The organism is Streptomyces sp. B1I3, assembly GCF_030816615.1.
Lineage (GTDB): Bacteria > Actinomycetota > Actinomycetes > Streptomycetales > Streptomycetaceae > Streptomyces.
Genome location: NZ_JAUSYD010000001.1, coordinates 538,301 through 560,853 on the forward strand (window position 1 = coordinate 538,301; position 22,553 = coordinate 560,853).

A 22,553-nucleotide genomic window follows, 5' to 3' on the forward strand; every position below is an offset into this window, starting at 1 on the left:
TGCGGTCGTGCGGTCGTCACGCGGGGCGGTGGCTCTCCAGCCGCAGCCGGACCTCCTGTTCCTGGTCCCCTGCCGCAGTCCCCACGACCCGGACGGCGAAGGCGTCCGCCAGGTGCTCGCGGAGGCGGCCGACCGCCCAGTAGCCGCCCTGCGCCTCGACCGTCACCGGGGTGGAGAGCTGTGCGGGTTCGGCACCGGCCTTCGTCTCGGAGACGTCGACGGTCGCCGTCCACACGGTCGGGCGTGTCTCGGACGCGTCCTCGGGTGCGTCGCCCGCCGGCCGGTCGGAGGCGAAGGAACGGCGGAGCACGTCGAACACGGTCTGCGCGTCCTCCTTGGGGCAACCGGTCACCGCCACGACGACGTCGCCGCTCTCCTGGTGTTCCTGCGTCTGCTGGGGCGTGGTGTTCACGCTGGTTCCTTTCACTGGAGTGCCGGGGAGCACCGCTCGGGAGCCCGCGCGCCGGGGTCCGGCGCGTGTGCGGCTCCCGGGCACGGGCTCCGCCCGGCGGCTGACCACATCGCGTACTCCCCCTCGCGTGCCCACCGGCGTCGTGGGGATTCCTTCCAGGCTGACCCCGCGTCCGCGTCCCGGCGACACGAGCCACGCGGCCCGGCCCACCGGCCGGGCCGGTTTCAGAGTTCGCGCAGCGCCGGCAGGAGCGTGCTCCTGGCCCAGTCGATGAAGGGCCGCTGGTGCTCGCCGCCCACCTGCACCAGGGCGATCTCGGTGAAGCCCGCGTCGCTGTAGGCGCGGACGGCCTCGACGAACGTGTCGACGTCGTCGCCGCACGGGACGGACTCGGCGACGTCCTCCGGCCGGACGTGCTGGGTCGCCTGCTCGAAGCCCGCGGGGCCGGGCAGTTCGGAGTTGACCTTCCAGCCGCCGACCGACCAGCGGAACTGGTCGTGGGCGCGGGCGACGGCGGCGTCCCGGTCGGGGTCGTAGCAGACGGGCAGCTGGCCGACGCGCGGCTTGCCGGTGCCGCCGTGGCGGTCGAAGGCGCTCAGCAGGTCACGCTCGGGCTCGGTCGCGATGACCAGGTCGCCCAGCCGTCCCGCGAGCGCGCACGACTTCGGCCCCGAGACGGCGATGCCGATGGGGACGCGCTGCTCGGGCAGGTCCCAGAGCTTGGCGTTCTCCACGTCGAAGTGCGTGCCGTGGTGGTTGACGCAGTCGCCGTCGAAGAGCGCCCGGATGATCTCCACGGCCTCTTCGAGCATCTCCAGGCGCACGTGGGCGGCCGGCCAGCCCGCGCCCACGACGTGCTCGTTGAGGTTCTCGCCGGAACCGAGGCCGAGCCGGAAGCGGCCTTCGGCCAGGAGCTGGAGCGTCGCCGCCTTCTGGGCGATCACGGCGGGGTGGTAGCGCGTGGTGGGGCAGGTCACGTACGTCATCAGCGGGATCCTGGACGTCGCCTGGGCGGCGGCTCCCAGCACGGACCAGGCATAAGGCGCGTGTCCCTGGGAAGCGAGCCAGGGGAAGTAGTGATCGGAGGTGACGGAGAAATCGAAGCCCGCCTCTTCCGCTGCCACCACGTCCTCGACGAGTGCGCGGGGGCCTGCCTGCTCGGTCATCATCGTGTAGCCAATTTTGATCATACGAAACTCTTTTACCGTTACATCGCCATAAAACATGAATTCATGTCAATGGCTGTCTGCGGGCCGGTTCCCGGGGTATGCGCCATGCATGGACGTAACGAACGGAGCATGGGAATCGCTCGCCACCACCGGCGGTGCAAACGGGCCGGGCGCGGTCGGCGTGATCATCGGCATCGTCGGCCTCTTCGTCGTGCTGCTGCTGATCGGGGGCTTCGTGTTCGGGATGAGGCGCCGTGACAAGGAATCACGGCCCCCTCGCCCCGAGGAGCAGCCGCACCGCCCGGACCACCGGACGGAGGTGCAGGAGAGCGGTTCGCACCACGCGGACAAGTTTCCCGAGAACGGCCGGGCCCTCTCCCCGTACGAGCTGAGTGACCACGGTAACGAGGTGATCCCGCCGCCGGAGGACGAACCACGGCGTGACTGACGCACGCATGACCGATACACAAGCACGCCGGCCGACGGGGTACAGCCGTCCGGGCCCGGCATGGAACGGGCCCGGACGGCTGCGTCCGGGCCCGTCCCCGTCCGCCGGAGAGCTGAGGAACTCTGAGGAACCTGGAACCGGGGGGAACATGCAACGGCCTGAGTCGGACCGCAGGACCCGCATCACCGTCCTGGTCGCTCTCGCGGCCAACATCGTGATCGCGGCGGCCAAGGCGGTGGGAGGGCTCCTCTCGGGCTCGCCCGCCCTCCTGTCCGAGGCCGCCCACTCCGTGGCGGACAGCGTGAACGAGGTCTTCCTCCTGGCCGCGCTGCGGCGCAGCAGCCGCCCTCCGGACGCCCGTCATCCCTTCGGGTACGGCAAGGAGCGGTACTTCTGGTCGCTGCTCGCGGCTGTCGGGATCTTCGTCGTGGGGGGCTGCTTCTCGTTCTTCCAGGGCTTCGAGGCCCTCAGCAGTGACGAGCACGAGTCACCCGGCGGGTACACCGTGGGCCTGATCGTCCTCGGCGTCGCCTTCCTCGCCGAAGGCGGTTCACTGGTGCGCGCACTCCTCCAGCTCCGGGGCGAGGAGGACGGCGCCCGTGACCCGGCGTTGCGGACAGTGGTCGCCGAGGACAGCACGGCCGTACTGGGCGTGCTGCTGGCCATGGCGGGGATGGTTCTGCACCTGGTCACGGGAGACGTCGTGTGGGAGGCGTCGGCCTCGCTGGGGATCGGCCTGCTGCTCGTCCACGTCGCCTTCCGGCTGGGCAAGGACGCCCGCGACCGGCTGATCGGGGAGTCCGCCGATCCCGGGCTGCGCAGGGGCGTGGAGGAGTACCTCATGGCCCAGGCCGAGATCGACAACGTGGCGGCCCTGTTCACCATGGGCCTGGGTCTCGACTCGGTGCTGGTGGCGGCCAGGATAGACCTGGCACCCGGCATCGACAGCGAGGAGGTCGAGCGGGTCTCCGTCCGGATCAGGGAGTCGATGGCCCGTGAGTGGCCGGAGGCCGATCACATCTTCCTGGACATCACGAACGCTCCCCCACGCGGCGGTGTGTGAACGCCGGCCCGCGTGTTGCGGGAGGCAGTGACGCACCTGAGGCTGGTTCTGGCCCCGCGGCACCGAAGAAGTCATGCCGCAAGACACATAAGGCAGTGGGACCATGACCGCTAGCGAACCGCGGACCGCGCCGGAGCCGGCACCCCTGACCGGTGCCACCGCGCCGTGCTGGGTCCATCTGGTGACCCACGAACTGGAGGCCGCGCAGCGCTTCTACGGCGCCGTTCTCGGCTGGACCTTCCGGGCGGCCCCGCTGGGCAGGGACTTCGCCATGGCCCGCTCCGACGGGGTGCCGGTGGCGGGTATCGGCGCGGTCGCCTCCGCCTACCAGGTGGCGGTGGCCTGGACCCCGTACTTCTCGGTGCGGAACGCCGACGTGGCATCGGCCCGCATCCGCGAGCGCAGCGGCACGGTGGCCGTGGGCCCTTTGACCATCGGCGTGGGCCGGGCGGTGCTCGCCGCCGACCGTGACGGTGCCTCGTTCGGCATCTGGGAGTGGACGGGCCGGGCCGCTTCCCTCTCACCGTCCGGCCACCGGTCGCACGCCTGGCTCCGGCTGCGCACCAGGGACGCCTTCGACGCCGCCATCTTCTACGGTGAGGTGCTCGGATGGGCGAGCGGGGAACCGGGCGGGTGCGAGGTCGCGTACGTCGGGGACGAGGTGCTGGTGCGCTGCAACGGCCGCCCGCTGGCCCGGATCAGCTCAGGAGCCGTCGAGGCCGCACCCGACCCGGTGGTGCGCCCGCACTGGCAGGTGCAGTTCCCGGTGGCCGATGTGGCGGCGACGGTCGTCGCGGCGGAACGGCACGGCGGCGCCCTCATGGAGCGGCGCGCCGTCCCGCACGGCAGCGAGGCGACGCTGCGTGACCCGGACGGCGGGCTGTTCACCGTGACGGACGTACGCAGTCCCGCGGACTCGGACGACTGAAGCGCCGGGCCGCAGGAGGTGCGGCAGGATCAGCCCCGCGTGCCGCGACCGTCGCCGTCCCGATCCCCGCGACCCGGCTGTGGGCCGTCGCCCCGGACGATGGCCCACAGGGGGAACACGAACCAGCAGGCCAGGAACCACAGGGCCATCGCGCCGACCAGCCACAGGGCCACCACGTTGTGCAGTGCCACCCTCAGGATGAGCAGCAGGGTGCTGCACATGGTGCAGAAGAGCAGACCGAGCCCCAGTTTCGTCATGCGCGAGGCCCAGGTGACCGTCTGCGGCTTCATCCGCCGCCCGGTGAGCAGCCGGTGGTACGAGACCGGCCCTATCAGAGCGGCGGCCGTCGCGGACCCGAGCATCACGGTCACGACGTAGATGTTGCGGTCGGTGGTCGAGAGATCGGCGAAGCGGGGCTGGAAGACGACGGCGAGCAGGAAGCCGAAGAGGATCTGCACACCGGTCTGGGCGACGCGCAACTCCTGGAGCAGGTCGCCCCACCGCCGGTCCGCCCGTTCCTCCTCGGTCTCGCGACGGCCACTCTGCGGGTGCACCCCCGGCCTCGCCGTCCCGTCGTCCTCACTGCCGTCCGCCGGTATGTGTCCCATCGGTGCCTCCGCCACGTCGTACACGAGGTCGTACTCGTTCCCCGCGGCCGCTCCGTGAATCCACCCGGTCAGAACTCCACGGTGTCCACCGTCCGGATGTCCGCCCCCATGTTGCGCCGCATCATCGCGAGCGCCGCCTCGGCGAGGTCGGCGTGGATGTGGGCCACGGCGTCCTCGGGGACGGTGACGCCCAGGTACCGGATATGCGCGTCGAGTGCGGAGTAGAGGATGCACTGTTCGGTCACCTGGCCGCACAGGACGACCTGGTCCACATCGAGTTGGTTCAAAAGGTAGGCCAGTGGCGTCTCGTAGAAGGCCGAATGCCTGGCCTTCACCACGAAGAGGGACGATTCGTCGGGCCGCACCGGCTCGACGAGTTCCGGATGGGAGCCGGCGAGCGCCTGGTCGACGATCTCGCCGTGATGGGAACGCCATTCCCCGAAGTTGTCGTTGACGTAGATCACGGGCACCTTGGCGTCCCTGGCCCGCTCGATCAGTCGCGCGATCGCGGGGGTGGCCCGTCTGACCGACGGGAGGAGCAGATCGGCGTCCTGGTGCTCGTAGCTGTTGATCATGTCGATGACGATGACGGCGTGCTTACCCATGTCCCCCATGGTGTCATCCACCAGCGTTTTCACCACAGCGGGAGCGGTCCGTCCCGCTTCGTGGCGGTGCGGGAACACGGCCTCATGACGGTGCGGGAGCGGCCCCGGAAGCCGTCCTGGGCGACGATGGCGAGCCCGGATTCCTGGGCAGACCCTCGACGTACGGTGACCGGCTCGTCTAAGATCGTCCCTACGGCATCGCGCGTCGGTCACCGGCCGGGTGAGGCGTGGAGGTAGCCCGTGAGATGCCCGTTGGAGGCATTCCACAGTGTCGGTCGAGCTGAATCACACCATCATTCACTGCCGGGACAACCGCGAGTCCGCGGAATTCCTGGCGCACATCCTGGACCTCACCCCCGGAAGGGAATGGGGACCTTTCATTCCGGTCGTCCTCGCGAACAACGTCACGCTGGACTTCGCGACCGTTCCCGCCGAATCCATCACCGCGCAGCACTACGCGTTCCTCATTTCGGAAGCGGAGTTCGACGCGGCCTTCGGCCGCATCGAGGCGCAGGGGACCCCGTACTACGCCGATCCCCACCGGAAGCATCCCGGCGAGATCAACCACAACGACGGCGGCCGTGGCGTGTACTTCCCCGATCCCAGCGGCCACGGGATGGAGCTCATCACCCGCCCGTACGGCGGCTGGTCGTAGCGGCACCGGTCCATGGCTCATCCAGGGCGGTCCGGCCGGAGGTACGGCCGGACCGCCCTGTTCATGAGCCGTCGGTCGCGAGGCTCAGCTCTGGCCTGTCCCACATCACGGCGGGCGGGGCGGCCGTGACCGTGCCGGTGCGCCGCGCCCCCACACTGCGGTAGAAGCCCTCGGCCGGGGGATGCGAGACGATGCGCACGGCGGCCAGGCCGGCACGGCGCGCCTCCTCCCGCATGTGGCCGACGAGCAGGCGCCCGATGCCCCGCCCCTGGGCGTGGTCGCCGACGAACATGAGGTCCAGTTCCGGCGGGGTGAGGATCAGCGCGTAGAAACCCAGCACCCGTTCCTCCGCGTCCACGGCGGCGAAGACGCGGTGCGTCTCGATGTAGTCGGGGCCCACCCTGTACCCCGCGACCATCGGGGCGTAGTGGCCTTCGTAGGCGCGTGACGCGGTGACCAGGCGGGTGAGCCGCCGGGCGTCTCGCGCCACGGCTCTCCGCACCCGCACCTCACCGCGCCCGGCACCACCGCCCCGCGACGTCGTAATGCTCGATCTCATGGAAAGAGTATTACGCATGCCAGAGGCCGCGTGGACTCAATCCGCACGCCTGTGCGCGTGCCACTCCTCGACGACGGCGTCGACGTCGAAGGGCGCGAGGTTCAGCGGCGGCCCCTCCGGCGGCATCAGCAGAGCCTTGCGGATCTTCTCGTTGACCTCCGTGAGGATGCGCCGGACCTCGGCCTCGGACCTCGCACGGATGGCCGCTTCCCGTGCGTCCTCGGCCTCCTTGCGCAGCGTGAGCGAGGGCGGGAGCACCGAGAGCCCCTCACGCTGCATCTTCGCCTTGATCCACCACGTCTCGTCATAGGGCCGTTCCAGGCCGGTGATCGGCTTGCCGAAACCCGACAGCCCGGAGAAGTCGCCGCGCTGTTCGGCCTCGCGAATCTGCTTGTCCACCCATGACTCGAAGCTGACGCCGGCCGGCTTGCGCTCGGTCACCGCCCACCTCCTTCCGAACACGCCCCCGGCGGCTCGGCTTTCGGCCGGGGTCGGCACGTTCCACGATACCGAGGGCGTCCGGCGCCCACGGTGGGGAGCGGCTGCCGCCGGCCGGCGATCGGACCGCGGTTCTCGCAGGGCCTGCGGAGTTCCCGCACGGCCTGCGGGCGGCCGGCGCCCGGCGAGGGTGTACGGCGACCGCGCGCGGACCACCGTGACCGGCCCCGTGTGCCGGACGCCCGCCGCGCCGTCAGGGCGCCACCAGGTCCGCGCGAAGCCGCGCCACCACCGTCCGGGGGACGCGCAGCCCGTCGCGCAGGTAACCCTCGAGTCCGCCCCACCGTTCGTCCATGGCGTCCAGGGCCGCGTCGAGGTACCGGGGCCGCACCTCGATGATCGCCGAGGCGATGTCCGGGTCGCCGCCCGCATCGAGGTAGCGCCGCACCACCGGTGCGAAAGCGGCTCGGATCGCCCTGTTCACCGCCAGGAACTCGGCCTGGACCACATCGCGCGAGGCGCCCGCCAGCAGGAGCAGGAGCGCGGTGGCCCAGCCCGTGCGGTCCTTCCCCGACGCGCAGTGGAAGAGCAGGGGTCTCGCCCGGGGGTCCGCGGCGGTCTCCAGAAAGGCCCGGTAGGCGGCCCCGGCACCCGGGGAGAGAACCATGTCGCGATAGCTCTGGGCCAACAGGCTCTCGGCCCGTCCGCCGCCGAGGGAGGTCGCCGCCCCGTCCGCGTCGGAGAGCAGGGCCCGCAGCCGGGCCGGACCCACCACCGGGTGGTCACCCAGGACATCGGCTACGAACAGCCTGGCGCCCGGTGGCAGCCGGTCGGGGGCCCACCGGCGTTCGTCGGCCGTGCGGAGATCGACGACCGTACGGATACCGAGTGCGGCCACCGCCATGTCGCTCTCCGCGTCGAAGTCGCTCAGTTGGCCGGAGCGGAGAAGGATGCCCTGCCGCAGCCGGCGGTCGCGCCCGAGGGCGATACCACCGAGATCGCGCAGGTTGACGACGGTAGCGGCCGGGACGGCCCGGGCGGTTTGCACGATGAACTGCCTCTTTCCCGACAAACTGCACAGGTCAGAATCAACGTCGCACACGGCATGAGAATCATCAAGACAGGACGTGGGGTACCGGTCGCTGGGCAGGCGTCAGTCGGCGAGGATCCTCGCCTTGTGCTCCGCGAACTCGGCGTCGGTCAGAACGTCCTGCTTCTTGAGCTCCGCCAGCCGCTCGAGCAGCGTGATGACATCGTCCCCGCCGTCCGGTGACGGGACGACCGCATGTGCGACCAGCTCACCGCCGGCCGCCTGGACCACTCGGGTGAGGGCGACCGGCCAGCGGTCCTCCCAGGCGACCAGCGCGGCGACGGTGCCCGCCGGCAGGCGTCCGAGCGCGTCGACGTCCGAGAGGGCCGGCCATCCGGCCGCCTCGCGCACCGGCCGCTCGACGGGCACGAGTCCCCGCGGGTCGATCTCGGCCGTCTCCACGAGGTGGAGGGCTCCGTCCTCGCCACCGCGGGCGAAAGCCAGATCGAGGATGCGTACCGCCTGCGACGCGACCGCGTCGGCCAGCAGCGGCGCGACCGTGTCGGCGAACCGCTCACCGGGAAAGGTGATGACCAGGTACTCCACGGGTCCCACGGCCATGGTGCGTCCTTCCCCTTCGGTGCCGACTCGCCAGAAGCATAACTGTGGGCAATCCGTGCCGCATTGTGAAAGTTGATGACGAAGAGGATGTACCGCCTCACCGGGCGCGGGATCGCGCGGCCGGTGGAGAGGGCAAGGTCACAGGTGGTGCCACTGCTGCTCGTCAGAGCGCTGACCTAGCATCTGAGCATGACGGTCACGCCTGCTGACGGGTTTTCGCCGGCCGCCGCGTTCCCTGACCCCTCCCACGACCAGTGGCAGAGCCTCGTCGAAGGCGTACTGCGCAGGTCCGGCAAGGAAGTCACGGGCCCGGCGGCGGAGGAAGCGCTGTCCACCGCGCTCGGGGACGGGCTCACAGCCCGCCCTCTGTACACCTCCCACGACGCGTCGCCCGACCCCGGCTTCCCCGGCTTCGCCCCGTTCACCCGGGGCAGCAGTGCCATGGGGAACACCGTGGGCGGCTGGGACGTACGCCAGCGCCATGCGCTGACCGATCCGGCGCGTCTGAACGAGGCCGTGCTCGATGATCTGGAGAACGGCGTCACCTCTCTCTGGCTGGCCGTGGGCGGGCCGGGCGGCATCCCGGTCTCGGGCCTCGCCCGGGCGCTGGACGGCGTCCACCTCGACCTGGCTCCCCTCGCGCTCGAGTCCGGCGACGCGTTCGAGCCCGCCGTACGGGAGTTGCTGGGGCTGTGCGAGGCGCGCGGCACCGCGAAGGAGGCCGTACGCGGCAGCCTCGGCGCGGACCCTCTCGGGCACGCCGCCCGCACCGGCGGGGAACCCGAGACCGACGCCGCGGCCCACTGGGCACGGCGGTGCGCCCGCGAGTACCCGGGGCTGCGCGCGCTGACCGTGGACGCGCTCGTGTACCACGAGGCCGGCGGCTCGGCCGCGGAGGAGCTCGGCCTCTCGCTGGCCACGGGTGTCGCTCATCTCCGGACGCTGACGGCCGCGGGCCTCACGGTCCAGGAGGCCTGCGGACAGCTGGAGTTCCGCTACGCGGCCACGGCCGACCAGTTCCTGACCGTCGCCAAGCTGCGTGCCGCCCGGCGCCTGTGGGCCCGGGTCGCCGAGGTGTGCGGCGACGCCTCGGCCGGGGCGCAGCAGCAGCACGCCGTGACCTCGTCCGTGATGATGACCCGCCGTGATCCGTGGGTGAACATGCTGCGCACGACACTGGCCTGCCTGGGCGCGGGGGTGGGCGGAGCCGACTCCGTCACCGTGCTGCCGTTCGACCACGCGCTGGGACTGCCGGACGCGTTCGCGCGGCGGATCGCCCGCAACACCTCGACGATCCTCATGGAGGAGTCGCATCTGGCCCGGGTGATCGACCCCGCGGGCGGCTCCTGGTACGTGGAACGGCTGACCGACGAACTCGCCGCCGCCGCCTGGTCGTTCTTCCAGGAAGTGGAACGGGCGGGCGGTCAGGCCGCCGCTCTGCGCTCCGGCATGGTCCAGGAGCGGCTGGCGGCCACCTGGGCGGCCCGCAGCAAGGACCTGGCGCGGCGCAAGGAACCGGTGACCGGGGTCAGCGAGTTCCCGGACGCGACCGAGCGCCCACTGCAGCGCGAGCCCTCGCCGGCCGTCCGGCCGGCCGGCGGACTCCCGCAGGTCCGCCGGGACGAGGCGTTCGAGGCGTTGCGTGCCCGGTCGGACCGTCACCTCGCGGAGACGGGCAGCCGCCCGAAGGTCTTCCTCGCCGCGCTGGGACCCGCCTCGGTGCACACGGCGCGCGCCTCGTTCGCCGCGAACCTCTTCCTGGCGGGCGGCATGGAGCCCGTCCACGAACCGGCGTCGGTCGACGCCTCCACCGCTGCCGCCGCCTTCGCGGCCGGCGGGGCGACGGCAGCCTGCCTGTGCTCGAGTGACGCCCTCTACGCCGAACAGGCCGGCCCGGTCGCCGCGGCCCTCAGGCGGGGCGGGGCCGCGCAGGTCCTCCTCGCCGGCCGGCCGGGCGGGTACGCCGGTGTGGACACCCATGTGTTCGCCGGCTGCGACGTGGTCGCCGTCCTCTCCTCCGTACTCGACCGCATGGGAGTGGCATGATGCAGACCCCCGAGACGAGCCATCCGGTCCCGGACTTCTCCGACGTCCCGCTGGGCGCGGACACCCCGTCCGCCGGATCGGCGGACCGGTGGCGAGCCGCGGTGAAGGAGTCGGCGGGCCGGTCCGAGGACGACCTGCTCTGGGAGACGCCCGAAGGCATCGCGGTCAAGCCGCTGTACACGGGACAGGACCTGGAGGGGATCGACTTCCTGGGGACCTACCCGGGCATCGCACCGTATCTTCGCGGCCCGTATCCGACGATGTACGTCAACCAGCCGTGGACGATCCGGCAGTACGCGGGTTTCTCCACGGCCGAGGAGTCCAACGCCTTCTACCGGCGCAACCTGGCGGCCGGTCAGAAGGGTCTCTCCGTCGCCTTCGACCTGCCCACCCACCGCGGCTACGACAGCGACCACCCACGGGTGACCGGCGACGTCGGCATGGCGGGCGTCGCGATCGACTCGATCTACGACATGCGACAGCTCTTCGACGGCATCCCGCTGGACAGGATGTCGGTGTCGATGACGATGAACGGCGCGGTACTGCCGGTCCTCGCGCTGTACATCGTGGCCGCCGAGGAACAGGGCGTGCCGCCCGAGAAGCTGGCCGGGACCATCCAGAACGACATCCTCAAGGAGTTCATGGTCCGCAACACCTACATCTATCCGCCGAAGCCGTCGATGCGGATCATCTCCGACATCTTCGCCTTCACCTCGCAGAAGATGCCGCGCTACAACTCGATCTCCATCTCCGGCTACCACATCCAGGAAGCCGGCGCGACAGCCGATCTGGAGCTCGCCTACACACTGGCCGACGGGGTGGAGTACCTGCGAGCCGGCCGGGCGGCCGGACTGGACGTGGACGCCTTCGCACCACGCCTCTCCTTCTTCTGGGCGATCGGCATGAACTTCTTCATGGAGATCGCCAAACTGCGGGCGGCCCGGCTGCTGTGGGCCAAGCTCGTCAAGGAGTTCGAACCGAAGAACGCCAAGTCACTCTCCCTGCGCACCCATTCGCAGACCTCGGGCTGGTCGCTGACCGCGCAGGACGTGTTCAACAACGTCACACGCACCTGTGTCGAGGCCATGGCCGCCACCCAGGGCCACACCCAGTCACTGCACACCAACGCCCTGGACGAGGCACTCGCCCTGCCCACCGACTTCTCCGCCCGCATCGCCCGCAACACCCAGCTCCTGCTCCAGCAGGAGTCCGGCACGACACGCGTGATCGACCCCTGGGGCGGCAGCGCGTACGTGGAGAAACTGACACACGACCTGGCCCACCGCGCCTGGCAGCACATCCAGGAAGTCCAGGCGGCCGGCGGTATGGCCAAGGCCATCGACGCCGGCATCCCCAAACTCCGCATCGAAGAGGCAGCGGCCCGCACCCAGGCCCGCATCGACGCAGGACGCCAACCGGTGATCGGCGTGAACAAGTACCGCGTGGCGACCGACGAGAAGATCGACGTACTCAAGGTCGACAACTCCTCCGTACGCGCCCAGCAGATCGCCAAACTACGCCGACTGCGCGAAGAACGGGACGAGACGGCCTGCCAGGACGCCCTACGAGCGCTGACGGCAGCGGCAGGACGGGAACCAGGGCCAGGCCTCGACGGCAACCTCCTCGCGCTCGCGGTCCACGCGGCCCGCGCGATGGCCACCGTCGGAGAGATCTCGGACGCCCTGGAAAAGGTGTACGGCCGGCACGCCGGCCAGATCCGTACCATCTCCGGCATCTACCGTAAGGAAGCAGGGGAATCCCCCTCCGTGGACCGCACCCGGGCCCTCGTGGACGCATTCGCCGACGCCGAAGGCCGCCGTCCGCGCATCCTGGTCGCCAAGATGGGCCAGGACGGTCACGACCGCGGCCAGAAGGTGATCGCGACGGCCTTCGCCGACCTGGGCTTCGACGTCGACGTCGGCCCGCTGTTCCAGACCCCGGCCGAGGTCGCCCGCCAGGCCGTCGAGGCCGACGTGCACATCGTCGGAGTCTCCTCACTCGCCGCCGGGCACCTCACCCTCGTCCCCGCGCTCCGCGAGGAACTGGCCGCCGAGGGCCGCGAGGACATCATGATCGTGGTGGGCGGGGTGATCCCGCCACAGGACATCGAGGCGCTGCACGAGGCCGGCGCCACCGCGGTCTTCCCGCCGGGCACGGTGATCCCTGACGCCGCCCACGACCTGGTCACGCGGCTCGGCGCCGCGCTCGGCCACGAGCTGTGAGCCGCTGACGGTGGCGGCGCGCATCGACGTGGAGGGGTATGTCACGGGTGTACTCGACGGGAAGCGGGCCTTCGTGGCACGTGCGATCACACTCGTCGAGTCCACCCGGCCCGATCACCGGGTCCTGGCGCAGCGGCTGCTGAGCGAGCTGCTGCCCCACGCGGGACGGGCCAGGCGCATCGGTATCAGCGGGGTGCCCGGCGTGGGGAAGTCCACGTTCATCGACGCGCTCGGCACCATGCTGACCGGACGCGGGCACCGGGTCGCCGTGCTGGCCGTGGACCCCTCGTCCAGCCGTACGGGCGGCTCGATCCTGGGCGACAAGACCCGGATGGAGCGACTGGCGGTGGACGGCCGGGCGTTCGTACGCCCCTCCCCCACCGCCGGGACGCTGGGCGGGGTGGCCAAGGCGACCCGTGAGTCCATCGTGGTGATGGAGGCGGCGGGCTTCGACGTCGTGCTGGTGGAGACGGTCGGGGTCGGGCAGTCGGAGACGGCGGTCGCCCACATGGTCGACACGTTTCTCCTGCTGACCCTGGCACGGACCGGTGACCAGCTGCAGGGCATCAAGAAGGGTGTGCTGGAGCTGGCCGATGCCATCGCGGTCAACAAGGCCGACGGTCCGCACGAGCGCGACGCCCGCTCGGCGGCTCGTGAACTGGCGGGCGCCCTGCGCCTGATGCACCCGGCGGACGCGGCGTGGACACCGCCGGTACTGACCTGCAGCGCCCTGGAATCGACCGGCCTGGACGCACTGTGGGAACGGCTGGAGCAGCACCGTGCGCTGCTGGAGGCCACGGGACGGCTCACGGCGAAGCGCCGCGAGCAGCAGGTGGACTGGACGTGGACGATGGTCCGCGACGAGCTGATGGACAGCCTGCGCGACCATCCGGCCGTGCGTGCGCTGAGCCCGGGGCTCGAGCAGCAGGTGCGCGCGGGTGAGCTGACGGCCACGCTGGCCGCCGAGCAGATCTTGGGGGCGTTCCGCGGCGGCGTGGTGTCCCCTGCCGGACGAAGGACGCCCGGCGACGGCTGACAGGGCGTTCCGGACCGCCCTGGCCTGGGCCGGCCTCAGTCGTTCCGCGGGGCCGGCACGTGGTGCGGCCGCGTCCAGCTCTTCCCACGAACGACGACGCATGGTACGTTGCGATCAGCACGCGTGTACGCCCCTCTTTTCGGGCGCCGGTGCCGTTCTTCACTCTCCCGCTGTGGCGCCCGACCTTCGAGGTCGGCGATCCGGCGTCTTCGCACCACTTCTCCGTCCGGTCCGGGCCCTTGTGTGCCCGCTTCGCGAGGCGTGATCCCTCCGCCTCGGCTTCGCCGGACCTCTCATTCGCGTGTCCGCGAAAGGACCCACATGACCAGCACACTCGAACGCCCCGTCGCCCAGCAGAACCGGCCCGTCCGCACCGCAGGTGTCCTCGACACCGCGAACGGCGGGCATGGCGTCCTGCGCGTCGGCGGCGGCCACCCCTCCCCCGGCGACGTCCAGGTGCCGCCCGCACTGATCCGGCAGCACGGTCTGCGCAGGGGCGACGTCGTCGAAGGGACCTGCGACCTTCCGCGTGCCCTGTCCCGTGTCGACTCGGTCAACGGCCGGGCGGCCGGGGCCCTTCGCGGCCGCCCGCACTTCCGCGACCTCACCCCGCTGCACCCCCGGGACCGGCTCCGGCTTGAGACGCCGAAGGGCGGGCCGGCCCCGCGCATCGTCGATCTCGTCTCCCCCGTGGGCAAGGGCCAGCGCGGGCTGATCGTCGCCCCGCCGAAGACCGGCAAGACCGTGCTCCTGCAGCAACTCGCCGCGGCCGTCGCGTTCAACCACCCCGAGTGCCACCTGATGGTCGTCCTCCTGGACGAACGGCCCGAAGAGGTCACGGACATGCGCCGTTCCGTGCGTGGCGAGGTGTACGCCTCCACCTTCGACCGGCCCGCGAAGGAGCACATCGCGCTCGCGGATCTCGCCGTGGAACGCGCCAAACGCCTTGTCGAGCAGGGCCGGGACGTCGTCATCCTCCTCGACTCCCTCACCCGGCTGTGCCGGGCCCACAACAACGCCGCCGGGGCCGGCGGACGCACCCTGAGCGGTGGCGTGGACGCGGCGGCCCTCATCGGCCCGAAGAAGCTGTTCGGGGCGGCACGCCTGACCGAGGAGGGCGGTTCGCTGACGATCCTGGCGACGGCGCTGGTGGACACCGGCTCACGGGCCGACGACTACTTCTTCGAGGAGCTGAAGAGCACGGGCAACATGGAGCTCCGGCTCGACCGCGCGCTGGCGGACAGGCGGCTCTTCCCGGCCGTCGACGTCACGTCCTCGGGCACTCGCCGGGAGGAACTGCTGCTCCCGGCAGCGGAACTGGCCGCCGTACGGGGGCTGCGGCGGGCTCTCCTGGCCAGGGGCGGGCAGGCCACGCTCGAAACGCTGCTGGACAAGGTCCGCGGCACGCCCGACAACGCCACCTTCCTCCGGCAGGTCCGGGCCACCGTGCACGGCGCCTGAGGGCACCGGCCACGGCGACGGGCCCCGGAGAGCCGGGGCCCGTCGCCGTGGCCGGGCGGGATGCTCCTACAGACGTCAAGCCGCAGGAGTGAGGTCGTTTTAAGTGACTTGCCTGGGGGGTGCGGCAGTCAGGGCGCGGTAGACCTCGCGGGCGACGAATCGCTTGAGGCAGCGGATGATGTCCTTCTTGGAGAGCCCTTCTTCGGTGCGGCGTTCGACATGGGCTGGGTGCGGTCGTCGTAGCGCACGCGGACCAGCACGATGGTGTGCAGGGCATTGTTCGTGGCCCGGTCGCCGCCTCGGTTCGGTCGCCGCAGGCCGGGGCCTGCCACAGGCGATCACCTGTGAACACCAGGTCCGGACCGAGTCACGCGGTCACTGACCGGGTCTCACGCGCGGGCGGTGGAAGGCGCCCCGGTAGGCGGCCGGGGTCATGCCGATCTGGCGGCTCAGGTGCTGGCGGAGGGACTCACCGGAGCCGAGGCCGCTGCGGTCGGCCACCTGGTCGACGGTGAGACCGGTGGTCTCCAACAGCTCGCGAGCCCGCAGCAACCGCTGCTGGAGCAGCCATTGGAACGGGGTCACACCAGTCTCTGCGGTGAAACGGCGGGTCAGGGTCCGCACACTGACCTGGGCTCGGCCGGCCAGGTCGCGCAGGGAGATCGGCTGGTCCAGATGCTGCAGTGCCCAGATGCGGGCCGCGTCCAGTGAGGAGTCGGTCTCGGCCGGGAGCGGGGTCTGTACGAACTGCGCCTGACCGCCGTGGCGGACTGGGGTGACGACGGCGGCACGGGCCGCCGCGTTGGCCACGGCCGCGCCGTAGTCGGAACTGATCAGGTGCAGGCACAGGTCGATCCCGGCGGCCGAGCCCGCGCCGGTGATGATCTGTCCGTCCTCGGCGAACAGCCGGTCGGCGTCCACCCGCACCGAAGGGAAGGCGCGCTGCATTTCCTCGGCCAGGCCCCAATGAGTGGTGGCGACACGGCCGTCGAGGAGCCCGGCTTGGGCGAGGACGAAGGCGCCGCTGCAGATCGAGGCAACGCGCTTGCCCGCGGACGCCGCCACCCGCAAGGCATCCAGGGCGGCCGCCTCGGCGTCGTGCCGGCTACCGGTCGAGGGGACGATCACCGTGTCCGCCGCCGCGACCGTCTCGAGGCCGTGCCGGACCACCACCTCGATGCCGCCGGAAGCGCCGATCACGCCCGGCGTGGCGGTGCACACCGTCACCTCATAGCCGGGACGTCCGTCGAGCTCGGCGCCGCCGAGCAGCGTGGACGGCATGGACAGGTCGAAGGCTTTGACCGCGGGTACGGCCAGGACGGCGACACGATGCATGGCTGGATCCTTGGAGGTCATGGCTTTCAGGCCACTAACCTACCTTGCGTCCGCACGGCAGAGTCGGGTGTGCGGACGGGCCCTCCGCGCACCACGTTTCCCCCGTCGGGGAAACGTGCCATAGCTGAAGGTGGACGGAGACAAGACCATGGGTGAATCAGTCGTCATCGGGGCAGGTGCGACCGGGGCCGCGACCGCCAGGCAACTGGCCGAAAGCGGCCGGCGGGTCCGCCTCATCACCCGCAGCGGCAGTGGTCCCGACCACCCTGCCATCGAACGGGTCGCCCTGGACGCGGGCCGCACTGACGAGCTGGCCGAGGCGCTGACCGGAGCGGCCACGGTCTTCAACGCCGCCATGACCGCCTACCAGACCTGGCCGGAGACCATGCCGCCGTTGTTCGCCTCGATTCTCGCGGCGACCGAGCGTGCCGGGGCCGACTACGTGATGCTCGGTAATCACTACGGCTATCAGCAGACCACCGGGCCCGTCACCGAGCGCACCCCGATGGCCCCGCACACCCGAAAGGGCCGGGTGCGGGCCGAACTGTGGCAGCGGGCCAAGAACGCGCACGACGAAGGGCGACTGCGAACCACCGAAGTGCGAGCCGGCCAGTACCTGGGCCCAGGCGCAGTCTCAGCGTTCACGCTGCTGGTCGCTCCCCGGGTCCGCGAGGGTGAACTGGCTCTCGTCCACGGCAACCCCGATGCGGCGCATTCGTTTTCGTACACCGAGGACGTCGCAGCGGCGCTGGTGGCGGTCGGCAACGACGAGCGAGCCTGGGGACGGGCCTGGCACGCCCCGGTCATCACCACGACCGTGCGTCATGCCGCAACCGACCTCACCGAACTCCATGGAGCGCCCGAACCGCGGTTGGAGCCGCTCACCGAACGGGACCTGACACTGCTGTCCTTCACCGATCCACTGTGGCGGGAGTTCGCCGAGATGAGCTACATGTCCGAGCGTCCGTTCATCGTGGACGACAGCGATATCCGCGACACCTTCGGTCTCAAGCCTTCAACGCTCCGCGAAGCGCTGGCGGCCTGATGCGGCGGCATCCCGCCCGTCGCGGGCCACCCTGGTCGACCCCGCCGAAGGCCCGAAGCGCTGCTCGGTGACCAAGTGCGCGAATCCAACCCCTGTCGGGAAGGCCGCGGTCGATCGCCGCGCCCGCGCTGCGCCGGGAGCGCACCCTTTCTCCGGCCAAATCGAGCATTCGGCCCTCCCGGTACGACCGGTACGACAGATACCGCCCCTACGCGCCGCACGCGCACGGCGCGTGGGGCGGACGGAACACGCGGCACGCGCAAGGATGTTCGGGAAATCCGAGCCTCGAGGCGTGTGTCGCACGCCGCCGGGCCCCGGCCCCCGGCGCCGCTCGTCCACCGGAACCGGTTCGGCGCTCCGAGGGCCGTCAGCCGTCTGCACGGTCGTCCGCGTCGAGGATGCGCCGCAGCAGCAGGGTGAGCGTCTTGCGCTCGTCCGGGTCCAGGCAGGACAGGAAGGCGTCCTGGGACGCCTCCGCGACCTCGGCCAGCCGGCGCTGCTCCGCGGCGCCCTCGTCCGTGAGTTCCACCACCTGGCGCCGCCGGTCCGCCCGGTCCCGTGTGCGCCGCACCAGACCCCGCTCCTCGACGGTATCGAGGTACCCGCCCAGATGGCTGCGCTGGAATCCGAGCCGGTCCGCCAAGACGTGCTGGGGCAGCGGGCCGAAGTCGGCGAGCGCGGTGAGTGTGGCGAAGTGCGGCAGCCGGAGCCCTGAAGGGTCGACCGCGTCGACCAGGGCCTCGTGCCCGATGCGGGCCACATGGCTGGCGACGTACGAGGGCAGGGCCAGCAGGCTGGGCGGACGGAGCCCTTCCTGGGGCAGGTCCGATCGCGGGCCGGCGCTCTCCGGGGGGGTGCCGCCGGGTCCGCACTGCTCGGTGTCGCTCATACCGGCATCGTACGCGAACACAATGCCTGGACGTAATGGTGACGCCATGGAATGATTCCTTCATGACATTAATTTGGCGCTCCCGCCCCGTTCCGCATACGGCGGCGTCAACGTCCCGGAGGACCGCTCGATGACCGACACGCCCACCACCCCCGCCGAGGCCCAGGCCCCCGCCCCGGCCGCACGCTCCACCGCCGCGCCGTTCGCCGCCCTGCTGTTGGCGGTGCTGTCCTTCTCGCTGATGCAGACGATGGTCGTGCCGGCGCTGCCCGATCTCCGGGAGGAGTTCGGCGCCTCGACGACCGGCGTCTCCTGGGTGATCAGCTCTTTCCTCCTGTCCGCATCCGTCGCCACCGCGCTGCTGGGCCGGGTCGGCGACATGTTCGGCAAGAAGCGGGTGCTGATCGCGAGCCTCAGCGTCTTCGCCCTCGGCACCCTGCTCGCCGCCCTGTCCGACTCCCTCGGTCTGCTGATCGCGGCCCGCGCCGTCCAGGGCGTCGGCTCGGCCGCCTTCCCGCTGGCCTTCGGTATCGTGCGCGACCAGTTCCCGCGCGAGCGGGTCCCGGTGGCCATCGGCCTGATCTCCTCCACCTTCGGCATCGGTTTCGGGGTGGGCCTGGTGATCCCGGGTCCGATCGTGGACGCGCTGGACTGGCACTGGATCTTCTGGCTCGGACTGATCGTGATCGTGCTGGGCATCGCCGCCGTGGCCACCTTCATCCAGGAGTCCTCGGTCCGTTCCCCCGGCCGCATCGACTGGCCTGGCCTCCTCCTGCTCAGCACGGGCATCGTGGCGCTGCTGCTCGCCATCAGCCAGGGCAAGTCGTGGGGCTGGGCCTCGGTGGGGGTCATCGGCCTGTTCGTCGCCGCGCTCGTCCTGCTGGCGGTGTTCTGGTACGTGGAGACCACGGTGCGCCAGCCGCTCATCGACATCGAACTGCTGCGCCGCCCCGCGGTCCTGACCAGCCACATCGCCGCCCTCATCATCGGATTCGGCATGTACGGGGCCTTCACCCTCGTCCCGCTGCTCGCGCAGACCCCTTCCCATGCCGGGTACGGCTTCGACGCCTCGGTCACCGAGTCGGGGCTGTTCATGGTGCCGATGGCGGTGACCATGCTGGGCGCGAGCCCGCTCGCCAGCCGGCTCGGCGCGGCCTTCGGATGGAAGCTCCCGCTGGTACTGGCCTGCCTGATCGGCGTGGTCGGGTTCGTCGTCTACGCGGCGGCGCACGACAGTGAGTGGGCCATGTACGCGGGTTCCGCCGTCCTCGGCATCGGTGTCGGGTTCGCCTTCGCGGCCCTCGCCAACCTCGTGGTCAGCGCCGTCGACCGCAGCCAGACCGGCCAGGCGACCGGCATCAACACCATCATGCGGACCATCGGGGGCTCGCTGGGCGCGCAGATCGCGGCGTCGCTGGTCGCGGCGGAGACGATCCCGGGCACGCCGATCCCCGTCGAGTCCGGCTACACCACGGCGTTCGTGATGTCCGCGATCGCCCTCGGCGTAGCCCTCCTGGCCGCCCTGGCGGGTCCGGGGTCCTTACGCCGCAAGGCCGTGGCCCCAGTCCCCGCCCCGAGCAGCGGCCCCAGCGCCGCCTGACGATCCCAGGAGCCCAGAGTCATGCCCGACTACGGACACGACCTCCTCTTCGGCACCGTCCTGGTGCCTTTGGCAGGGGACGGCGACTCCGCCGTCGCCCTCGTCCGCACGGCCGACCGGGCCGGACTGGACCTGGTGAGCGTCCCGGACCACCCCTATCAGCCGGGCATGCTCGACGCCTGGGCGGCGCTCGCGGTCATCGCCGCGTCCACCTCCCGGGTGCGGGTCTTCCCCGACGTGGCGAACCTGCCGCTGCGTCCACCCGCCGTCCTGGCCCGCACGGCGGCGAGCCTGGACCTGCTGACCGGCGGACGCGCCGAACCTGCGTGGTGGCCCCGCCGATGCGCCGGCAAATCCCGAACAGGACAGTCGAAGACGCCAGTCAGTCGGCGAGTCGGACGTACCAGCAGAACCGCCACTCACATCATCACTGTCAGTCGGTGGCGCCCAGCGCCTCGGACACCAGGGCGCGGGCCTCGTCCTGCACCCTCGTGAGGTGCTCGGCGCCCTGGAAGCTCTCCGCATACACCTTGTAGACGTCCTCCGTGCCCGAGGGACGGGCCGCGAACCAGGCGCTGTCGGTGCAGACCTTGAGCCCGCCGATGGCCGCGCCGTTGCCCGGCGCCTCGGTGAGTACGGCGGTGATGGGCTCGCCCGCCAGTGTGTCCGCGGTGACCTGCTCAGGGGAGAGCCGGGCCAGTACGGCCTTCTGTTCGCGGGTCGCGGGGGCGTCGACCCTCGCGTAGGCCGGGTCGCCGAAACGGGCCGTCAGTTCGCCGTAGTGCTGGGAGGGTGTGGACCCGGTGACCGCCGTGATCTCCGAGGCCAGCAGAGCCAGCAGGATGCCGTCCTTGTCGGTGGTCCACACCCGGCCGTCCCGGCGCAGGAAGGACGCCCCTGCGGATTCCTCGCCGCCGAAGCCCAGGGTGCCGCCGAACAGCCCGTCGACGAACCACTTGAAGCCCACCGGAACCTCTACCAGTTGCCGCCCGAGGTCTGCGGCGACCCGGTCGATCATCGAGGAGGAGACGAGGGTCTTGCCGATGCCGGTGCCGGCCGGCCAGTTCTCGCGGTGGGAGTAGAGGTACCGGATGGCCACGGCCAGGTAGTGGTTCGGGTTCATCAGCCCGCCGTCCGGCGTGACGATGCCGTGCCGGTCGGCGTCCGCGTCGTTGCCGGTGGCGATGGTGTACGCGTCGCGCTGCTCGATCAGCGACGCCATGGCATAGGGCGAGGAGCAGTCCATCCGGATCTTCCCGTCCCAGTCCAGCGTCATGAACCGCCAGGTCGGATCGGCGAGCGGATTGACGACGGTGAGGTCGAGCCGGTGGCGCTCGGCGATGCGGCCCCAGTAGGCGACCGAGGCCCCGCCGAGCGGGTCGGCTCCGATCCGGATGCCTGCGTCACGTACGGCGTCCAGGTCCAGGACGGCCGGCAGGTCGTCGACGTACCCGGTCAGGAAGTCGTGCCGCCCGGTGGTGGCGGCGGCCAGCGCCCGGGCGTAGGGGATCCGCCGGACCTCCTTCAGGCCGCCCTCGATCAGGGCGTTGGCGCGGTCCTGGATCCAGGAGGTGGCGTCCGAACCGGCGGGGCCGCCGTGCGGGGGGTTGTACTTGAAACCGCCGTCGGCGGGCGGGTTGTGCGAGGGGGTGACCACGATGCCGTCGGCGAGGCCACCGGTGCGGCCCCTGTTGTGGGTCAGGATGGCGTGGGAGACGGCGGGGGTGGGTGTGTAGCCGTCGTCCGTGTCGATGAGGACGGTGGCCCCGTTGGCGGCGAGCACCTCCACCGCGGTGATCCGGGCGGGTTCGGACAGCGCGTGGGTGTCGGCGCCGAGGAACAGCGGCCCGTCGGTGCCCTGCTGCGCCCGGTATTCGCAGATGGCCTGCGTGGTGGCGGCGATGTGGTCCTCGTTGAAGGCCGCCGCCAGGGCCGATCCGCGGTGCCCCGACGTGCCGAAGGCCACGCGCTGGGCGGGCTCGGCCGGATCCGGGTGGACGGCGTAGTAGGCCGTCACCAGCCGTGCCACGTCGACCAGGTCTCCGGGCTGCGCCGGCTTGCCGGCCCGTTCGTGAACCATCGCTTCTCCTCTGTCTTCGTCGGCCGGGTCGGCCTCGGCGGACCGCCACGGGACGGGCGATCATCACGAGTTGTACCCATACTGCCGCGTCGGCCCTGCGCGCGAGTACCGGGGCCCGGCTGCCAGTACATCCGGAGCGGGTCCTGCCCCGGGCCCTTTCACCGTGATCGGCCGGTTCACGCGGGGCGCCCGGGGCGGCGGGGAAGGAGGGGCCACCGGGTGCCGGTGCGGCGGCCACCGGAATGTCCGAGGCCAACTCCACGGTAATGCCCGGCATTTCCCGGGCGCCGGTATCCATCCGGC

Annotated in this window: 22 protein-coding genes and 1 pseudogene; 11 read left to right on the forward strand and 12 right to left on the reverse strand. The window is 71.2% G+C overall.

The window, feature by feature from the left end:
- Positions 1–16 precede the first annotated feature (16 nt).
- The gene (locus tag QFZ58_RS02760; RefSeq protein ID WP_307123280.1) at positions 17–412 is read right to left on the reverse strand and encodes a hypothetical protein; all 396 of its coding nucleotides are present in this window, start codon (positions 410–412) and stop codon (positions 17–19) included.
- Between the two features lie 224 nt (positions 413–636).
- Positions 637–1,602 (reverse strand): LLM class F420-dependent oxidoreductase, encoded by a 966-nt coding sequence (locus tag QFZ58_RS02765; RefSeq protein ID WP_307123281.1) that lies wholly within the window; start codon positions 1,600–1,602, stop codon positions 637–639.
- An 88-nt stretch (positions 1,603–1,690) separates the two neighbouring features.
- On the opposite strand from QFZ58_RS02765, the gene QFZ58_RS02770 reads away from it, so the two are divergent.
- From QFZ58_RS02770 to QFZ58_RS02780, 3 genes are all read left to right on the forward strand, one after another.
- The gene (locus tag QFZ58_RS02770) at positions 1,691–2,029 is read left to right on the forward strand and encodes a DUF6479 family protein (RefSeq protein ID WP_307123282.1); all 339 of its coding nucleotides are present in this window, start codon (positions 1,691–1,693) and stop codon (positions 2,027–2,029) included.
- Between the two features lie 148 nt (positions 2,030–2,177).
- Positions 2,178–3,092: a cation diffusion facilitator family transporter gene (locus tag QFZ58_RS02775; RefSeq protein ID WP_307123283.1), complete on the forward strand. Its 915-nt coding sequence runs from the start codon at positions 2,178–2,180 to the stop codon at positions 3,090–3,092.
- 103 nt (positions 3,093–3,195) lie between these two features.
- On the forward strand, positions 3,196–4,020 hold the full coding sequence (locus tag QFZ58_RS02780; protein WP_307123284.1) for a VOC family protein: 825 nt from the start codon (positions 3,196–3,198) through the stop codon (positions 4,018–4,020).
- A 29-nt stretch (positions 4,021–4,049) separates the two neighbouring features.
- Here QFZ58_RS02780 and QFZ58_RS02785 read toward each other — a convergent pair whose 3' ends face one another.
- A complete protein-coding gene (locus QFZ58_RS02785; RefSeq protein WP_307123285.1) occupies positions 4,050–4,628 on the reverse strand; it encodes a DUF6328 family protein in 579 nt (192 codons plus the stop codon).
- Positions 4,629–4,696: 68 nt separating this feature from the next.
- Complete coding sequence (locus tag QFZ58_RS02790; protein ID WP_307123286.1) at positions 4,697–5,233, reverse strand: cysteine hydrolase family protein; 537 nt, start codon at positions 5,231–5,233, stop codon at positions 4,697–4,699.
- Between the two features lie 268 nt (positions 5,234–5,501).
- Here QFZ58_RS02790 and QFZ58_RS02795 point away from each other — a divergent pair, with 268 nt between their 5' ends.
- Positions 5,502–5,888: a VOC family protein gene (locus tag QFZ58_RS02795; protein ID WP_307123287.1), complete on the forward strand. Its 387-nt coding sequence runs from the start codon at positions 5,502–5,504 to the stop codon at positions 5,886–5,888.
- Between the two features lie 61 nt (positions 5,889–5,949).
- On the opposite strand, the gene QFZ58_RS02800 is transcribed toward QFZ58_RS02795, so the two are convergent.
- From QFZ58_RS02800 to QFZ58_RS02815, 4 genes are all read right to left on the reverse strand, one after another.
- A complete protein-coding gene (locus tag QFZ58_RS02800) occupies positions 5,950–6,447 on the reverse strand; it encodes a GNAT family N-acetyltransferase (protein WP_307123288.1) in 498 nt (165 codons plus the stop codon).
- 36 nt (positions 6,448–6,483) lie between these two features.
- Positions 6,484–6,888: a DUF1992 domain-containing protein gene (locus QFZ58_RS02805; RefSeq protein WP_307123289.1), complete on the reverse strand. Its 405-nt coding sequence runs from the start codon at positions 6,886–6,888 to the stop codon at positions 6,484–6,486.
- 250 nt (positions 6,889–7,138) lie between these two features.
- On the reverse strand, positions 7,139–7,933 hold the full coding sequence (locus QFZ58_RS02810; RefSeq protein ID WP_307123290.1) for a tyrosine-protein phosphatase: 795 nt from the start codon (positions 7,931–7,933) through the stop codon (positions 7,139–7,141).
- Between the two features lie 105 nt (positions 7,934–8,038).
- Positions 8,039–8,536 carry an SHOCT domain-containing protein gene (locus QFZ58_RS02815; RefSeq protein WP_307123291.1) on the reverse strand — a complete coding sequence of 166 codons (498 nt, stop codon included), beginning with the start codon at positions 8,534–8,536 and terminating at the stop codon, positions 8,039–8,041.
- Between the two features lie 189 nt (positions 8,537–8,725).
- Here QFZ58_RS02815 and QFZ58_RS02820 point away from each other — a divergent pair, with 189 nt between their 5' ends.
- From QFZ58_RS02820 to rho, 4 genes are all read left to right on the forward strand, one after another.
- Entirely contained in the window at positions 8,726–10,582 is a 1,857-nt protein-coding gene (locus QFZ58_RS02820; protein WP_307123292.1) for a methylmalonyl-CoA mutase subunit beta, read from the forward strand.
- Positions 10,582–12,804: a methylmalonyl-CoA mutase gene (gene scpA, locus QFZ58_RS02825; RefSeq protein WP_307128748.1), complete on the forward strand. Its 2,223-nt coding sequence runs from the start codon at positions 10,582–10,584 to the stop codon at positions 12,802–12,804. The genes QFZ58_RS02820 and scpA overlap by 1 nt, the downstream gene beginning before the upstream one ends.
- 10 nt (positions 12,805–12,814) lie before the next feature.
- On the forward strand, positions 12,815–13,840 hold the full coding sequence (meaB, locus tag QFZ58_RS02830) for a methylmalonyl Co-A mutase-associated GTPase MeaB (RefSeq protein WP_307123293.1): 1,026 nt from the start codon (positions 12,815–12,817) through the stop codon (positions 13,838–13,840).
- A 321-nt stretch (positions 13,841–14,161) separates the two neighbouring features.
- A complete protein-coding gene (rho, locus tag QFZ58_RS02835) occupies positions 14,162–15,301 on the forward strand; it encodes a transcription termination factor Rho (protein WP_307123294.1) in 1,140 nt (379 codons plus the stop codon).
- 99 nt (positions 15,302–15,400) lie between these two features.
- Here rho and QFZ58_RS02840 read toward each other — a convergent pair.
- Positions 15,401–15,612, reverse strand: a pseudogene (locus QFZ58_RS02840) (IS110 family transposase); the annotation flags it as partial.
- A gap of 64 nt (positions 15,613–15,676) precedes the next feature.
- On the reverse strand, positions 15,677–16,636 hold the full coding sequence (locus tag QFZ58_RS02845) for a GlxA family transcriptional regulator (RefSeq protein WP_307123295.1): 960 nt from the start codon (positions 16,634–16,636) through the stop codon (positions 15,677–15,679).
- A 148-nt stretch (positions 16,637–16,784) separates the two neighbouring features.
- Here QFZ58_RS02845 and QFZ58_RS02850 point away from each other — a divergent pair, with 148 nt between their 5' ends.
- Entirely contained in the window at positions 16,785–17,681 is an 897-nt protein-coding gene (locus QFZ58_RS02850) for an NAD-dependent epimerase/dehydratase family protein (protein ID WP_307123296.1), read from the forward strand.
- Positions 17,682–18,048: 367 nt separating this feature from the next.
- Here the strand turns inward: QFZ58_RS02850 and QFZ58_RS02855 are convergent, their stop codons facing one another.
- Positions 18,049–18,570, reverse strand: coding sequence for a MarR family winged helix-turn-helix transcriptional regulator (locus QFZ58_RS02855; protein WP_307123297.1), 522 nt, complete (start codon positions 18,568–18,570; stop codon positions 18,049–18,051).
- Between the two features lie 130 nt (positions 18,571–18,700).
- Between QFZ58_RS02855 and QFZ58_RS02860 the strand changes: the two genes are divergently transcribed.
- Positions 18,701–20,170 (forward strand): MFS transporter, encoded by a 1,470-nt coding sequence (locus tag QFZ58_RS02860; protein WP_307123298.1) that lies wholly within the window; start codon positions 18,701–18,703, stop codon positions 20,168–20,170.
- A 21-nt stretch (positions 20,171–20,191) separates the two neighbouring features.
- A complete protein-coding gene (locus QFZ58_RS02865; RefSeq protein ID WP_307123299.1) occupies positions 20,192–20,665 on the forward strand; it encodes an LLM class flavin-dependent oxidoreductase in 474 nt (157 codons plus the stop codon).
- Here QFZ58_RS02865 and pgm read toward each other — a convergent pair.
- The gene (pgm, locus tag QFZ58_RS02870) at positions 20,604–22,250 is read right to left on the reverse strand and encodes a phosphoglucomutase (alpha-D-glucose-1,6-bisphosphate-dependent) (protein ID WP_307123300.1); all 1,647 of its coding nucleotides are present in this window, start codon (positions 22,248–22,250) and stop codon (positions 20,604–20,606) included. The two genes, QFZ58_RS02865 and pgm, sit on opposite strands and share 62 nt — an antisense overlap.
- Positions 22,251–22,553: the final 303 nt, after the last annotated feature.

What these genes read in the sequence shown, in the direction of transcription:
- QFZ58_RS02765 (WP_307123281.1), bottom strand. Translation starts at nt 1,602, where the DNA reads ATGATCAAAATTGGCTACACGATGATGACCGAGCAGGCAGGCCCCCGC.
- QFZ58_RS02770 (WP_307123282.1), top strand. Translation starts at nt 1,691, where the DNA reads ATGGACGTAACGAACGGAGCATGGGAATCGCTCGCCACCACCGGCGGT.
- QFZ58_RS02775 (WP_307123283.1), top strand. Translation starts at nt 2,178, where the DNA reads ATGCAACGGCCTGAGTCGGACCGCAGGACCCGCATCACCGTCCTGGTC.
- QFZ58_RS02780 (WP_307123284.1), top strand. Translation starts at nt 3,196, where the DNA reads ATGACCGCTAGCGAACCGCGGACCGCGCCGGAGCCGGCACCCCTGACC.
- QFZ58_RS02785 (WP_307123285.1), bottom strand. Translation starts at nt 4,628, where the DNA reads ATGGGACACATACCGGCGGACGGCAGTGAGGACGACGGGACGGCGAGG.
- QFZ58_RS02790 (WP_307123286.1), bottom strand. Translation starts at nt 5,233, where the DNA reads ATGGGTAAGCACGCCGTCATCGTCATCGACATGATCAACAGCTACGAG.
- QFZ58_RS02800 (WP_307123288.1), bottom strand. Translation starts at nt 6,447, where the DNA reads ATGAGATCGAGCATTACGACGTCGCGGGGCGGTGGTGCCGGGCGCGGT.
- QFZ58_RS02815 (WP_307123291.1), bottom strand. Translation starts at nt 8,536, where the DNA reads ATGGCCGTGGGACCCGTGGAGTACCTGGTCATCACCTTTCCCGGTGAG.
- QFZ58_RS02820 (WP_307123292.1), top strand. Translation starts at nt 8,726, where the DNA reads ATGACGGTCACGCCTGCTGACGGGTTTTCGCCGGCCGCCGCGTTCCCT.
- scpA (WP_307128748.1), top strand. Translation starts at nt 10,582, where the DNA reads ATGCAGACCCCCGAGACGAGCCATCCGGTCCCGGACTTCTCCGACGTC.
- rho (WP_307123294.1), top strand. Translation starts at nt 14,162, where the DNA reads ATGACCAGCACACTCGAACGCCCCGTCGCCCAGCAGAACCGGCCCGTC.
- QFZ58_RS02845 (WP_307123295.1), bottom strand. Translation starts at nt 16,636, where the DNA reads ATGCATCGTGTCGCCGTCCTGGCCGTACCCGCGGTCAAAGCCTTCGAC.
- QFZ58_RS02850 (WP_307123296.1), top strand. Translation starts at nt 16,785, where the DNA reads ATGGGTGAATCAGTCGTCATCGGGGCAGGTGCGACCGGGGCCGCGACC.
- QFZ58_RS02855 (WP_307123297.1), bottom strand. Translation starts at nt 18,570, where the DNA reads ATGAGCGACACCGAGCAGTGCGGACCCGGCGGCACCCCCCCGGAGAGC.
- QFZ58_RS02860 (WP_307123298.1), top strand. Translation starts at nt 18,701, where the DNA reads ATGACCGACACGCCCACCACCCCCGCCGAGGCCCAGGCCCCCGCCCCG.
- QFZ58_RS02865 (WP_307123299.1), top strand. Translation starts at nt 20,192, where the DNA reads ATGCCCGACTACGGACACGACCTCCTCTTCGGCACCGTCCTGGTGCCT.
- pgm (WP_307123300.1), bottom strand. Translation starts at nt 22,250, where the DNA reads ATGGTTCACGAACGGGCCGGCAAGCCGGCGCAGCCCGGAGACCTGGTC.